Genomic DNA, 13,487 nt, shown 5'->3' with positions numbered 1-13,487 from the left:
CCACCCATGCCCACTTCAACTCACGCCAACTCCCGCCAAAACCCCGCATACTTTCACGGGCTCTCCGGGGGAAGGTAGTGCGCTACTGCTCTTACTTCCTGTCGCCCTCCGGCGGCTTGCCGGTGATCGAGCCGAAATACCGGAAGAACTCGCTGTCCGGGCTCAGCACCATGGTCGTGCCGTTGCCGGCGAGCGCCTGCCGGTAGGCCTCCATCGAGCGGTAGAAGGCATAGAACTGCGGATCGCGGCCGAACGCCTCGGCATAGACCTTGATCGCCGTGGCGTCGCCCTCGCCGCGCAGCACCTCGGCCCTGCGGCGGGCCTCCGAGAGCAGCACGGTGCGCTCGCGGTCGGCGTTGGCGCGGATGCGCTGGTTCTCCTCGTCGCCCTCGGCGCGCAGCTGGCGGGCCTCCTGCTGGCGCTGGGTCTTCATGCGGTTGAACACCGCCTCGGAGTTGGCCTGCGGCAGGTCCGCACGCTTGATCCGGACGTCGACCACCTCGACGCCGTAGTCGCGCAGGGCGGCGCCCTGCACCATGTCGGTGATCTCGCGCATGACCTGCGCGCGGCGCTCCGACAGCACGGCCTGCAGCGGCACGGTGCCCAGCTCGCGGCGGATGTTGCCGTTGATGAGGTTGCTGAGCTGGCCGCGGAACAGGATCTCGTTGTTGCCGGTCGACTGATAGTACTTCAGCGGATCGGTGATGCGGTAACGGGCGAAGGCGTCGACCACCAGGCGCTTCTGGTCGCCGGCGATCAGCTCGAACTCCTCGGCCTCGATGTGCAGCAGGCGCTTCTCGATCTTCACCACGTCCTGCACCAGCGGCCACTTGAAGTAGAGGCCGGGCTCGGAACGCGGCTTGCCGACGATGGCGCCGAACTGGGTCACCAGCGCCTGCTTGGTCGGATCGACGATGAAGAAGGACTGCTGGAGCAGGATCGCCAGCAGGCCGACGACGACGATCAGGGCGACGGAACGGGGGCTCATCGCGTGGCTCCCTGGGTCGCCTGCTGCGGCGCGGGCTCGGGGGCGCCCTGCAGGCGCCTGAGCTCCGGCAACGGCAGGTAGGGCACGACCCCGCCGCCGTTCTTGTCGATCAGCACCTTGTTCACGTTGCGCAGGACCTGCTCCATGGTCTCGAGGTAGATGCGCTGCGTCGTGATGTCCCGGGCCACGCTGTACTGGGTGTAGACCGAGATGAAGCGCTGGGCGTCGCCCTGGGCGCGGTTGAGGATCTCGGTGCGGTAGGCTTCGGCCGCCTGGACGATGGTCTCGGCCTCGCCCTTGGCGCGCGGCAGGATCTCGTTGCGGTAGCCGTTGGCCTCGTTGATGCGGCGCTCCTTGTCGGCGCGGGCCGCCTGCACGTCGCGGAAATCGGCGATCACCTGGGAAGGCGGGTCGGACTGGCGCAGCTGCAGCTGGGTGATGCGGATGCCGGCGCCGTAGCTGTCGAGCATGCGCTGGATCTCCTCGCGCGTCTCCAGCTCGATGCGGCTGCGGCCCTCGGTCTGCGCGAACTGCAGCTGCGAGCGGCCGATCACCTGGCGCATCGCCGATTCGGCGGCCGCCTTCACCGTCTCGTCCGGATTGGGCACGTTGAAGACGTACTTCACCGCGTCGGCGACCTGCCAGAACACGACGAAGCCGACATCGAGGATGTTCTCGTCGCCGGTCAGCATCAGGTTCTCGGTCGTCGCCATCTGGCGCGGGCCGCGGGAGGTGATGCGCGGGTCGGGCTGGGCGCCGGCGCCGATGACCACCGAGCGCTGGTTGGTCACGTCGACCTTGATGACGCGGCCGAACGGGCCGGGCAGGTTGTACTGCAGGCCCTCACCGGTCGGCGCGCCGCGCGGCCGGCCGAACACCAGCTCGATCGCCTGCTGGTTGGTCTCGACGCGATAGAACCCGGTGAGCAGCCAGACCGTCACGACGCCGAGCGCGATCAGCAGGATGCCGCGTATCGAGCCCATACCGCCGGGCATGAGATTCTTCAGCCGGTCCTGGCCCTTGCGCAGGACCTCCTCGAGGTCGGGCGGCTTGGGGCCGCCGCCGAACGGGCCGCGCGGCTTGTTGTCCTTGCCGCCCCAGGGTCCGCCACCCTGGCCGCCGCCCCACGGACCACCGCCGCCGCCGGTATTGTTATTCCAAGGCATTCACACCCTCGCTGGACGGCTGGCCCGCGACGGGCTCCGTCCTTCTTGCATTCGTCTGGGACGCCTATATGACACGCACCGGAGCGGCGCAAGGAAGCGTCCGCGGCCGGACGATCGGCGCCCGATGTCGATATTGGGCGCTGGCGTGGCTATTCAAGCGGGCGGAGGCTGAACCATGGCGGATATCGACCGCGCGGCGGTGGAGACCGCCCTGGCCGCGGTGCGCGATCCGGCGTCGGGCAAGGACGTCGTCGCGGCCGGCCTGATCGACGGCATCGCCACCCGCGGCGGCCATGTCCAGTTCGCGCTGAAGGTCGATCCGACGATGGGCGCGGGCATCGAGAAGCTGCGCCAGGCCTGCGAAGCCGCCGTGCGCGCCATTCCCGGCGCCCAGAGCGTCACCGCCGTGATGACCGCCGAGCGGCCCGCCCAGCGCGCGCCGGCGCCGCACCACCATGCCGGCCAGCGCGCCGGCCGCGCCGCACCCGGCGGCGACGCCCAGGCCGCCCTGCTGGCGCCCGGCGTGAAGCACATCGTCGCCGTCGCCTCGGGCAAGGGCGGCGTCGGCAAGTCGACCACGGCGGTCAACCTGGCGCTGGGCCTGGTCGCGCTGGGCCGCAGGGTCGGCCTGCTCGACGCCGACATCTACGGCCCCTCGATGCCGCGCATGCTGAAGGTCACCGAGAAGCCGCAGCCCAGGGAGGGCGGCCGCATCCTGGCGCCGATCGAGCGCCACGGGCTGAAGACCATGTCGATCGGCTACCTGGTGGCCGAGGACACGCCGATGATCTGGCGCGGCCCGATGGTGCAGAGCGCGCTCGAGCAGATGCTGCGCGACGTCGACTGGGGCGAGCTCGACGTGATGATCGTCGACATGCCGCCGGGCACCGGCGACGCCCAGCTCACCATGGCGCAGAAGGTCAAGCTGGCCGGCGCGGTGATCGTGTCCACGCCGCAGGACATCGCCCTGATCGACGCCCGCAAGGGGCTCAACATGTTCCGCAAGACCGCCGTGCCGGTGCTCGGCTTCGTCGAGAACATGAGCTTCTTCCTCTGCCCGCATTGCGGCGAGCGCTCGGAGATCTTCGGCCATGGCGGCGCGCGGCACGAGGCCGAGAAGCTCGGCGTGCCCTTCCTCGGCGAGGTGCCGCTGCATCTCGACATCCGCAGCCATTCCGACGACGGCAACCCGATCGTCGCCGCCCGGCCCGAGGGCGAGCATGCGCGCATCTACCGCTACATCGCCCAGCGCGTCTGGTCGGCGCTCGAGGGCGGCGAGCAGGGCCGGCCGGCGCCGCGGATCGTCATCCGCTGAAAGCCATCGCGCCGCGCCCGCCGCGCGGCCGACTCCGTCGGAATACCGTTCCCTTTCCCCTTCCCTTCCCTTCCCTTCCCTTTCCTTTCCTTTCCTTTCCCCACGTGCGTTTCTCTGACGGCCGCGGCACGCGTCGCCGACGCGTGGGCGACATCGTCAGGCCGCGCTCAAGCCAAGCGCAGCGCCGGCGCGCACGCGTCATTCGTCGACGCGCCCGATGCTCAAGCCGCGCTTGCGCTCAGCCGCGCTTGCGCTTCGCCGCCTTGCGTCGGCGCTCCAGGCGGCGCTTGGCTTGAGCCTTGCGCGCCTGGTCGCGCATGCGGTCGCGCTTCCTCGCTGGAGCTTTCCTGGGCTCGGGCTTCTTCTTCGGCGGCGGCTCGGCCTTGCCGATCATGCCGTGCACGCCGATCATCGAGCCGGCGATGGTCTCCAGCGCCAGGAAGCGGCGCTCCTCGACCCAGCCCGGCAGCTGCAGGTGCAGCGCCAGCTCGCGGCGGAAGCCGAACGGGTTGTAGTACTCGGGATCGCCGACCAGGATGATGCGCGCGATGCCGAGCTCGCGGCAGCGCGCCAGGGCATGCCACATCAGCGCCTTGCCGAAGCCCAGGCCACGCAGCTCGGGCGACACGGCGAGCGGCCCCAGCAGCACCGCCGGCCACTGCCCGTTGATCAGGATCGGCCAGAACCGGAGGCTGGCCACCAGCTTGCCCTTATCGTCGATCGCCACCGTGCACAGCTGCCGGATCGGTTTGACGTTCTCGCGCAGCTTGTAGACGGTCTTCTGCATGCGGTCGGGACCGAAGGACGCGGCGACCAGCGCCTCGATGGCGGCGGCGTGACGCTTGCGCTCCGGCAGGATGCGCATGGGCTTGTGCGGCGTGTCGATCATCGGGCGTCTCCGCGCGGCTCTTCCTCTTGCGCGGGTTTATGGCAGCGCGCGGGACGCATCGCTATGGTGATCCGCCGATGCTCGCGAGCCTGACACGCCCCACCCAGCTCCTGCTGTCGATCGCGCTCCTGCTGGCGTTCGCGGCCGGCATGGCCATGGCCATCGTCGCGGTGGTCGAGGCCTGCGACGGCCGGCTGATCTCGTGGCTCGACGACGCCTATATCCACATGGCGATCGCCCGCAGCCTGGCCGAGCACAGTGTCTACGGCCTCACCCCGGGCGCCTTCACCTCCGCGTCGTCCTCACCGCTGTGGGTGCTGGCGCTGTCGATGACCTACAGCCTGTTCGGCGTCGGCGAGAGCGTGGCCTTCGTGCTCAATATCCTCGCCGCCATCGGCCTGCTGCTGATCGCCGCCGAGCAGCTGTCGCGGCCGGCCGACAGCGCGGTGAGCCTGGCCAACGCCCAGCGCGGCACGCGCTGGCAGACCGTCGGCGGCCGCTGGCGCGTGTCCTGGGCGATCGCCGGCGCGGTGGCCCTCATGCTGGCGACGGCGCCGATCGCCCTGGTGCTGGGCGCGATGGAGCACGTCGCCCATGCCGCGCTGATGCTGATCGGCGTCGACGCCGTGGCGCGCCGCCTGTCGGACGCCGACGAGCTGGCCAGCGGCATCGCGCTCTATCTCACGCTCCTCGCCCTGCCGCTGCTGCGCTACGAGAGCCTGTGGCTGGGCGGGCTCGCCGTGCTGGGCGGCCTGGCGACGCGGCAATGGCTGTTCGCGCTCGCCGCGCTGCTGGCCACGGCGGTCGGCCCCTACGTCTTCGGCGCCCTGGCGATGTCCGAGGGCTGGTGGATGCTGCCGACGCCGATCCTGGTGAAATCGGGCCTCGGCGATCTGCTGGCGCAGGGCTCGGCCTGGGCCTTCGCCAAGTACCTGCTGTGGTATCCGCTGAAGCGGCTGGTCGCCTATGTGCCGCTGCTCGCGGCGCTGATGGCGGTCGCCGCCGTCGTGCTGGTGTGGGCGCTGGCGCGCGATCGCGAGAACGCCAGGCGCGCCTGGTGGATCGCGCTGGCGCTGTCGCTCGCCGGCGCCTGGATCCACGCCACCTTCGGCCATTTCGGCTGGGGCGGCCGCTACGAGGCATACCTGCTGGCGCTGTTCTGCGTCTACCTGCCGGTGGCGCTGGCCCATCTCGAGCCGCCGGCGCGCCCCTTCTCCAGGCGCGGCACGATCCTCGCCCTGGCCGCCGCCGCGCTGGCCGGCGGCCTGCTGGTCCATCGCGGCGTGGTCATGCACCGCGATCCCGGGCCCGCCGCCGCCACGGTCTGGCAGCGCGATTTCTGGCCCGCCGACTTCATCGAGGAGACGCAGTCCGGCAGCGCCGTCATGGCGATGAACATCGGCGCCCTGATGTGGCGCGCCGCGCCGGAGCTGACCGACATCCTGGCGCTGGGCGACCGGGAAGCGGCCGCGCTGGTGCTGGCCCGCCGCCTCGACAACGAGGCGGTGCGCGCGCTGGCGAGGCGACGCGAGGTGAAGCTGGCGATCCTGTTCGACGACTACTACGCGCAATGGGTCGGCGGCCCGCCGCCCTTCACCCGGATCGCCACCGGCCGGCCGGTCGCCTCGCCCGACGCCGCCTTCTCGATCTACGTCACCGACCCCGCCGACGCCCGGCGCATCGCGGCGGATCTGCGCCGCTTCGCCGCCGCCCATCCCAATCGCGTCACGCTGGAGTTCGAGGACGGGCGCTGATTCGCTTAATCACGTCTTGCGCCCTCTCCCCGCAAGCGGGGAGAGGGTTGGGGTGAGGGGCTGCATCGAGTTGCGCACCATCATCGTGCGCAACCTGAATCGACCCCTCACCCCGACCCTCTCCCCGCAAGCGGGGAGAGGGAGGCAAATGACAGCTCACCCCTGGCGGCCCAGCGACTGCATCAGCTCGCGCCATTCGCGCGCCGACAGGCCGCTCGACTTCGCATCGACGCTTTCGCCGGCCAGCATGCGCCTGACCGCCGTCAGGCCCTTCTCCGAGAGATGCGCGCCGCCCATGCGGTATTCCATGAACGCCTCGTGGCAGAAGGGCGTCCAGCGCCTGAGCGTGTCGATCATCACGTCGGCGTAGGCGCGGATCTCGTACTGCGCATGCGCGTCGGCGCGCAGCGAGAGGAAGCCCATGAGGTTGTGCAGGTCGGTCTTCCAGTACCATTGGGTATAGAAGTTCAGCGACAGGTTCATGCGCGCCAGCTCGCGCGCCAGGCCGGAGCGCTCGGGATCGAGCATTGCGCCGTCCTCGCCCTCGTTGAGCATCTCCATGTAGTGCTCGTAGACCAGCTCGGAATCCTTGCGCAGCATCTCGAAGACGCGCTCGGCCTCCCTGCCGGCCAGCACCGCGTCGCGGCCCTGGCGGTTGACCTTGCTCTGCGCCGCGAGGTGCTCGGGCCTGGGGATGTAGAACTCGCGGTCGAGGATCGAGTAGCGCGCCGAGTACTCGTTGACGTTGGCGGTGCGGTGGCGGATCCACTGGCGCGCCACGAAGATCGGCAGCTTGACGTGGTACTTGATCTCGCACATCTCGAACGGCGTCGTGTGGCGATGGCGCATGAGGTAGTTGATCAGCCCCTTGTCCTCGCTGACCTTCTTGGTGCCGCGCCCGTACGACACGCGCGCCGCCTGCACCACCGCGGCGTCGTCGCCCATGTAGTCGACGACGCGCACGAAGCCGTGGTCGAGCACCGGCAACGCCTGATAGAGGATCTCCTCCAGCGCCGGCGCCACGGCACGCCGCGTCGGCGTCGCGTCGGCGCGCAGCTGGTCGATTTCGGCTTTCTGGTCGGTCGAGAGGGGCATGGCGGTTTCCTTGGTTGACCGCCAATCTATCGCCGTTGCCCGGCGGACCGAAACGGGGAAATCGACAACAATCTCCCAACCCAGTGCTGATCTTCCGACCGTATGGATCACTCCTGCGATCGAACGTGCTGCGCGGCTGTTGTGGATGACGGCGTCCCGAGCAGAAGCCAGGGACTATGTGGAAATCGATTCGTTCATCATGGCGGGGATCGATCTGCCAACGGCACTGGCTGCCGCAGAAATCATCCACGCGCCCCATTTCAATCCATTCATCCCGCTCAAGGCGCTTTGCTTCTTTGAAGACGGCGACCTGCCGACATTGCCGGCCGATGTACGGCTACGACTCGTAACGGCCGTGGCTGCTGCCGGGTCTATCGCCGATCCTCAATGCCGCAGATACTCCGCGATGAAAGCACTCCCTCCCTTTCCTGACCTGTTAGACGTTGCTCGAAATACCGTCTGGTTCAAAGAGCCGGCCGCGACGTTGAACAATCCGGCACATTTCATCGCCTACGCTCTGACTTATGGAACCCCTGCCGACGTAAAGATGCTGCGCAAGCATGTCGATGACGACGGTTTGCGCGAAGCGCTCGACCACGCGCCGCCCGGCGTCTTTGACGGGCGCTCGTGGACGTATTGGAACCTCATGATGGGCCGCTATCCGGCGCCGCCGATGCCGCAACGCAGGTTCGACTAAGGCACTTGTCATCCCGAGCGCAGCGAGCAAGGGATCTACGGCTGGCCGGGATCCCTCGCTGCGCTCGGGATGACAGCCTAACGACAGGCGTCCTGCTCGATCGCCGCCTGGGTGCGGCGCATCGCGGCCTTGAGCTGCCCGGTGTCGCGAGCGCCGACGGTCGAGCCGCCGGTGATGTCGGCGACGCATTGCAGGCGCGAGATGCCGACGACGTCGATGACGTGCACCTTGACCGAGGGGAAGGCCGCCTTCAGGTCGGCCGCCGCGGCGCAGGGATCGCCGCCGCAGCCCTCGTGGCCGTCGGTGATCACCACGATCGATTGCGCCGCGGCGATCGCCGGGTCGGTCGAGAGCTGCGAGGCGGCGAGCCGCAGCGCGGCGGCCAGCGGCGTGCTGGCGCGCGGCTGCACGCGGCGCAGCTCCTCGGCGACGTCGGCGCGCGGCTCGCCGGGGCGCACGTCGACGCCGACCTCGCAGCGCGTGAGGAAGGTGATCAGCCCGACATCGATGTTGGGCGGCATGGCCTCGACCAGGCCGAGCGCGGCGGCGCGCGCGTCGTCGATGCGCTTGTGCCCGGGGCCGCGCACCAGCTCCATGCCGCGCCGCTGCGCCTCGGCATCGCCCGCGCCCCAGCGGCGCTCGAGATCGGCGATGTCCTCGGGGCTGTCGGTCGGCAGGCCCATGCTGTTGGAGGTGTCGAAGATCACCACCATGCGCGCCCGCCGCGGCGGGCGGGTGCACACCACGCGCTCCTCCTGCGGCTTGAGCCCGGGCGGCGGGCAGAGCGCGTGCTTGCGCGCGAACTCCTGGCGCAGGGATGCCAGGGTCGCGCGCAGCTGCTCGCCCTCCTCGCGCAGCCGGTCGATCTCCCGCTGCAGCACGACGGTTACCGGCACCACGCGCCGCTGATCGTCGGCGACCTGCACGATGGATGGCGGCATGAAGCGCGCCAGGATCCAGGCAGTGCCGAGGCCGGCGAGGAACGCGGCCAGTCCGGCAGCGATCAGCCGCCAGGGGAAGACGCCGCGCTTTTTCTCTTCAGTTTCCCGCAACGGCGTCGGCGCTGGTGGCGGTGGCGGCGGAGGCTCCGCTGCGGCGACGGCCGGCACGGCAGCGGCCGGCGTTGCCGCGGCCACCGGCGGCGCGACCTTCACCGCCGGCCGCGTGTCGTCATGACCCCAGGCGACCAGCACCGGCTGCTCGCCGACGCGGTAGAGGAAGGCATCGTCGGGCGACCGTCGCGCCGCCAGCCTCAGATGGCGGCCGGCGGCCTGCGCGGCGGCGCCTTTGGCGCGCTCGAGCTCGCCACCCAGCCGGTCGATGTCCGCCAGCAGGGCGTCGATCTCGCCACGCAGGGCGTTGCGCCCTTCCTCGTCCATCGCCGCCGCGCCGATGGCCGCGCCCGCGGCCGGCGAATACCAGTCGGTGATGTCGCTGTCGGGCCGGTGCTCGGCCTCGGCCAGCAGCAGGGCGTGACGCCGGCCCAGGCGGCGCTCGACCACGGCGCGGATCTGGTCCTGGCGGCCGTGCAGCGGATGGCCGTCGACGCCCAGCGGCAGGATCGCCGCGCTGGTGGTGGTGAGCAGCCTCTCCCGCTGGTCTCCTTCTTGCTGGTCCATGTCCCCGGCCGCCCCACGGCTCCGCGGTGCCTACCGACGATATTGCCTGTGGATGCCGGACCTTCAAAGCGCAGCGGCCTTCATTTCGCCCGCCCGCTCGCCTATATTGGTCCTGCCGGGCAACCGGCTATGGCGATAAACGCTGCGTGACATAGGCGGCTCGGACCCGGGGGCAGTACCCGGCGCCTCCACCATGAGGGGGCGAAACAGGATCGACGGACGCAGTAAAGGCGTAGTTTTCGCTCGGCATGGTACCGCCGTTACCGGGCCAAACCAGAAGTGCCAACGATAACGACGTTGCACTCGCTGCTGCCGCCTAAACAGCGGACGTAAGCGCGGTTCGGAGGGGCACCGGGCAACAGAAGCCCCTCCACTTGATTTCATCCACCGCTTCGCCTCTGACTCGCCTTACCGCTGGCGCAGTCGTGATGTTTCCTGTCCGGCGTTGTGAGCGTATGCTCAGGTTTCTGGACTGAGGTGCCGGGACGGAGGCAGGCCGGATGGAGGGCGGTCGACTGGTGGCGCTGCCGACGGGCTACCGTGTCGGTCGCTACACCTTGAGCGCGGTTCTGGGCGAAGGCGGCTTCGGGATCACCTACCGGGCGCGCGACGAAGCCCTGCGCCGCGACGTCGCCATCAAGGAGTACCTGCCGGCCGACGTCGCTGTGCGCGAGCAGGACACCACGATCCGCCCGCGCACCGAGTCCGACACGCGGCTCTACCAGTGGGGCCTGCAGCGCTTCGTCGACGAGGCGCGCACGCTGGCGGCGATGAGCGCGCCCAACATCGTGGCCGTGCACGATTTCATGGAAACCAACGGCACCGGCTACATGGTCATGGAGCTGATCGAGGGGCGCAGCCTGGCGCTGATCCTCGATCGCGACGGCCCCATGGCCGCCGACCGCCTGATGCCGATCACGCGGCAATTGTTGAGCGGGCTGGAGGCCGTGCATGCGCGCGGCTATCTGCACCGCGACATCAAGCCGGGCAATATCCTGATCCGGCCGAACGGCCAGCCGGTGCTGGTCGATTTCGGTGCCGCGCGCATCTCCAGGCGCAGCGGCACGCATGCCATGACCAGCGTCTACACGCCGGGCTACGCGCCCGCCGAGCAGTACGCCGCCGATGGCGAGCAGGGTCCGTGGACCGACATCTACGCGCTGGCCGCGACGCTCTACGAGGCGATCACAGGCTGGCCGCCGCCCGACGCCACGACCCGCCTGCTCAACGACCGCATGGTGCCGGCGGCGCAGGCGGCCGCGGGCAAGTATCCCCACTCCTTCCTTGCCGGCATCGATGCCGGGCTGGGTCTGCGCAAGGAGAACCGTCCGCCATCGGTGGCGGCCTGGCGGGCCATCCTGTTCGACGAGCCGATGCCGGCCGACGCGACCCTCTCGGCGACCCGCGCCGAGTTCCCGACAGTGATCGCCGGCCAGCGCTCGAGCAGGTCGGAGGCGATGGCGATGGCGCCTCCCGCACAGCCGGCCGCGCCGCTGCCATCGCAACGCCAGCCTTCGATGCGCGAGCCGTCGGTCCGCCAGCCGTCGCTGCGCGAGCAGTCGCCCAGCCGCCTTTCGCCGCGTGCCGATCCGCCGGCCAGACCCGCGCGCTGGCCGCTGATCGTCGGCACGCTCGCGGTCCTGCTGCTGGGCATCGGCGGCGGATTGCTGTTCGCCGGCGGGCTCGGCCTGTTCGACGGCTCTGAACAACGCCGCCTCGAGGCCGAGCGACGCGCCGCCGAGGAGCGCCGTCAGGCCGACCTCGCCGCCGAAGCCGCGCGCGCCAAGGCCGCCGCCGACGAGGCCGAGCGTCGCCGCATCGAGGAAGCGGCTGCCCGCCAGCGCGCCGCCGACGAGGAGGCCGCGCGGGCCCGCGCCGCGGAGGAGGAAGCGCGCCGTCGCGCCGACGAGGAAGCTCGCCGCCGTGCCGACGAGGAAGCACGCCGCCGCGCCGACGAGGAAGCACGTCGCCGCGCCGACGAGGAAGCACGCCGCCGCGCCGACGAGGAAGCACGCCGCCGCGCCGACGAGGAAGCGCGACGCCGCGCCGACGAGGAAGCACGTCGCCGCGCCGACGAGGAGGCACGTCGTCGCGCCGACGAGGAGGCACGCCGTGCAGCCGCCGAGGAAGCACGCCGTCGTGCGGCCGAGGAGGAGGCGCGACGCAAGGCGGCGGCCGACGATCCGCAACGCCGCGCGCAGGAGGAAGCCAGGCGCAGAGCCGAGGAGGAAGCGCGGGCGCGGGCGGCGGCCGAGGAAGCGCGTCGGCGTGCCGCCGCCGAGGCCGAACGCCGTCGCCGCGAGGAGGCGGCGCGCAAGCCGCCGCCATCGCTGCATGCCGGCGACGGGCGCTGGTCGGCGACCGCCTCCGTGCAGACCCATGCGCGCGGCCGCGTCTGCACGGGCTCCTTCACCATCACCGGCACGGCGACCAACGGCGTCCTGCAGGCGAGCACGACCTATGGCGGCCCGATGGTGATCCGCATCGGCGAGGATGGGCTGAGGGCCGTAACCATCGCCTATGACGGCCGGCCGGTGCGCTCGTACGGGGGAAACATGCGCAGCACGCTGGTGGAATTTCTCGATGGTTGCATCTACCGGATCACCTGGACCAAGCAGTGACGCCGCGGGTTGACATGGGCGCGGCGCGCGGCCAAGTCTCAGCCTAGAGGTCCGACGAAAGAATGGCAGACAAGCTGCAATACGACGCGCTGGTCGACGATGCGCTGCGCTCCGTGGTTCGCCGGGTGCTGAGCATGATCGCGGCCGACGGCCTGCCCGGCGCGCATCATTTCTACATCAGCTTCCGCACCACGGCGCCGGGCGTGGAGATGCCCGACTATCTGCGCGAGAAGTATCCCGACGACATGACCATCGTGCTGCAGCACCAGTACTGGGGTCTCGAGGTCGGCGAGGAGTCGTTCGAGGTCACGGTGAGCTTCAACAAGCGCAACGAGCGGCTGAAGGTGCCGTTCGCCGCCATGCTCGCCTTCGTCGATCCCTCGGTGCGATTCGGCCTGCAGTTCGAGAAGCGCGACCAGCCTGCCGGCCAGCTGCCGGCGCCGGAAAAGCTGCCGGCGCTGGCGGGCCCGCCCGGCACTGACCAGCCGCCGGCCGACGGCACCGCCGCGACGGCCGACAGTGCCTCGATGCATGTCACGCCGGAGGACATGAAGGACGACAAGCCGGCCACGGACGGCGACGCCAAGGTCGTGGCCCTCGACGCCTTCCGCAAGAAGTAACCTTTTCACCTCCACTGTCATTCCGAGCGCAGCGAGGAATCCAGGCAGCTTCCCTGGATCCCTCGCTGCGCTCGGGATGACAGATGCGTCCGACCAACCGCTCGATGCGCTAACCGCGCCGCGGCGACGGCGCCATGGCGACGACCTCGTAGGGAATCCGCTCCGCCTCGCAGCGCTCGACGATCCGGCGCACCACGGCGACATGGGCCGACAGGAACGGCATGCCGGCGCGTCGCGCGTCCGAATCGTCGCGTGCCAGCCGCACGCTGACCGGGTCGAGCGGCCGGCCGGTTTCCTCGGCGTTGGTCCGCAGCCGGCGGATCAGGCGCATCGCCTGCTCGGCGGCGCGATCCTGCGCCTTGCACAGGTTGAACAGGCGCAGCCAGTGCTGCGGCGAGGGCAGGAAGGCATCGCCATCGGGCCCGGGCTCGCCGCCCAGCCAGCGGCGCACCGTGCGCTCCTGCGCGCCGACCACGCGCGCCACCTCGCTCTGGCTCAGTCCGATCCGCGACAGCATCACCAGGACATTCTCTGGCGTCAGATCGGACATGATCGCGTCTCCACTGGAGGTCGGTCGGCATGCGCCCACCGGGCGAGCACTCTACCACGACAACAGGCCGGGAAGAGGACGCCCGTTCCTCGCCATCGTGATCGGGCGGCGTGGCTGGCGCGCGGCCATTGCCTGGACGGGCCGGCACGTGTAGGCAACGCCCACCCCGGAGG

The 13,487-nt window shown here is 70.3% G+C and carries 11 protein-coding genes and 1 other RNA gene; 6 read left to right on the top strand and 6 right to left on the bottom strand.

Annotated features, from left to right (window positions below):
- Nucleotides 1-91: 91 nt before the first annotated feature.
- The gene (hflC, locus tag KF889_05850) at nt 92-988 is read right to left on the bottom strand and encodes a protease modulator HflC (GenBank protein ID MBX3498949.1); all 897 of its coding nucleotides are present in this window, start codon (nt 986-988) and stop codon (nt 92-94) included.
- Entirely contained in the window at nt 985-2,154 is a 1,170-nt protein-coding gene (gene hflK / locus KF889_05845; protein MBX3498948.1) for an FtsH protease activity modulator HflK, read from the bottom strand. Before hflK ends, hflC begins: the two co-directional genes overlap by 4 nt.
- Nucleotides 2,155-2,329: 175 nt before the next feature.
- Here hflK and KF889_05840 point away from each other — a divergent pair, with 175 nt between their 5' ends.
- Nucleotides 2,330-3,469, top strand: a complete 1,140-nt coding sequence (locus KF889_05840) for an Mrp/NBP35 family ATP-binding protein (GenBank protein ID MBX3498947.1) — start codon at nt 2,330-2,332, stop codon at nt 3,467-3,469.
- Between the two features lie 238 nt (nt 3,470-3,707).
- Here the strand turns inward: KF889_05840 and KF889_05835 are convergent, their stop codons facing one another.
- Entirely contained in the window at nt 3,708-4,334 is a 627-nt protein-coding gene (locus KF889_05835; protein MBX3498946.1) for an N-acetyltransferase, read from the bottom strand.
- 101 nt (nt 4,335-4,435) lie between these two features.
- Here KF889_05835 and KF889_05830 point away from each other — a divergent pair, with 101 nt between their 5' ends.
- Nucleotides 4,436-6,112, top strand: a complete 1,677-nt coding sequence (locus KF889_05830; protein ID MBX3498945.1) for a hypothetical protein — start codon at nt 4,436-4,438, stop codon at nt 6,110-6,112.
- A 156-nt stretch (nt 6,113-6,268) separates the two neighbouring features.
- Here KF889_05830 and KF889_05825 read toward each other — a convergent pair whose 3' ends face one another.
- Nucleotides 6,269-7,207 carry an FAD-dependent thymidylate synthase gene (locus KF889_05825; GenBank protein ID MBX3498944.1) on the bottom strand — a complete coding sequence of 313 codons (939 nt, stop codon included), beginning with the start codon at nt 7,205-7,207 and terminating at the stop codon, nt 6,269-6,271.
- A 406-nt stretch (nt 7,208-7,613) separates the two neighbouring features.
- Here KF889_05825 and KF889_05820 point away from each other — a divergent pair, with 406 nt between their 5' ends.
- Nucleotides 7,614-7,904 (top strand): hypothetical protein, encoded by a 291-nt coding sequence (locus KF889_05820; GenBank protein ID MBX3498943.1) that lies wholly within the window; start codon nt 7,614-7,616, stop codon nt 7,902-7,904.
- Between the two features lie 77 nt (nt 7,905-7,981).
- Here KF889_05820 and KF889_05815 read toward each other — a convergent pair whose 3' ends face one another.
- Nucleotides 7,982-9,523, bottom strand: a complete 1,542-nt coding sequence (locus KF889_05815) for a VWA domain-containing protein (protein MBX3498942.1) — start codon at nt 9,521-9,523, stop codon at nt 7,982-7,984.
- Between the two features lie 75 nt (nt 9,524-9,598).
- On the opposite strand from KF889_05815, the gene ssrA reads away from it, so the two are divergent.
- From ssrA to KF889_05800, 3 genes are all read left to right on the top strand, one after another.
- Nucleotides 9,599-9,898, top strand: a transfer-messenger RNA (tmRNA) gene (ssrA, locus tag KF889_05810).
- A gap of 125 nt (nt 9,899-10,023) precedes the next feature.
- Nucleotides 10,024-12,144: a serine/threonine protein kinase gene (locus KF889_05805; GenBank protein MBX3498941.1), complete on the top strand. Its 2,121-nt coding sequence runs from the start codon at nt 10,024-10,026 to the stop codon at nt 12,142-12,144.
- Nucleotides 12,145-12,206: 62 nt separating this feature from the next.
- Nucleotides 12,207-12,764: a hypothetical protein gene (locus tag KF889_05800; protein MBX3498940.1), complete on the top strand. Its 558-nt coding sequence runs from the start codon at nt 12,207-12,209 to the stop codon at nt 12,762-12,764.
- Nucleotides 12,765-12,873: 109 nt separating this feature from the next.
- Here KF889_05800 and KF889_05795 read toward each other — a convergent pair whose 3' ends face one another.
- On the bottom strand, nt 12,874-13,314 hold the full coding sequence (locus tag KF889_05795) for a hypothetical protein (protein MBX3498939.1): 441 nt from the start codon (nt 13,312-13,314) through the stop codon (nt 12,874-12,876).
- Nucleotides 13,315-13,487 lie beyond the last annotated feature (173 nt).

This window comes from Alphaproteobacteria bacterium, from assembly GCA_019635875.1.
In the GTDB taxonomy this organism is placed as follows: Bacteria; Pseudomonadota; Alphaproteobacteria; order Reyranellales; family Reyranellaceae; genus JAFAZJ01.
The sequence above is the reverse complement of the archived record's forward strand: the minus strand, read 5'-3'. Positions and strand labels throughout refer to the sequence as shown.

Coding starts and splice junctions, on each gene's coding strand:
- KF889_05835 (MBX3498946.1), bottom strand. CDS start 4,334: ATGCGCATCCTGCCGGAGCGCAAGCGTCACGCCGCCGCCATCGAGGCG.
- hflC (MBX3498949.1), bottom strand. CDS start 988: ATGAGCCCCCGTTCCGTCGCCCTGATCGTCGTCGTCGGCCTGCTGGCG.
- KF889_05830 (MBX3498945.1), top strand. CDS start 4,436: ATGCTCGCGAGCCTGACACGCCCCACCCAGCTCCTGCTGTCGATCGCG.
- hflK (MBX3498948.1), bottom strand. CDS start 2,154: ATGCCTTGGAATAACAATACCGGCGGCGGCGGTGGTCCGTGGGGCGGC.
- KF889_05795 (MBX3498939.1), bottom strand. CDS start 13,314: ATGTCCGATCTGACGCCAGAGAATGTCCTGGTGATGCTGTCGCGGATC.
- KF889_05815 (MBX3498942.1), bottom strand. CDS start 9,523: ATGGACCAGCAAGAAGGAGACCAGCGGGAGAGGCTGCTCACCACCACC.
- KF889_05820 (MBX3498943.1), top strand. CDS start 7,614: ATGAAAGCACTCCCTCCCTTTCCTGACCTGTTAGACGTTGCTCGAAAT.
- KF889_05825 (MBX3498944.1), bottom strand. CDS start 7,207: ATGCCCCTCTCGACCGACCAGAAAGCCGAAATCGACCAGCTGCGCGCC.
- KF889_05840 (MBX3498947.1), top strand. CDS start 2,330: ATGGCGGATATCGACCGCGCGGCGGTGGAGACCGCCCTGGCCGCGGTG.
- KF889_05805 (MBX3498941.1), top strand. CDS start 10,024: ATGGAGGGCGGTCGACTGGTGGCGCTGCCGACGGGCTACCGTGTCGGT.
- KF889_05800 (MBX3498940.1), top strand. CDS start 12,207: ATGGCAGACAAGCTGCAATACGACGCGCTGGTCGACGATGCGCTGCGC.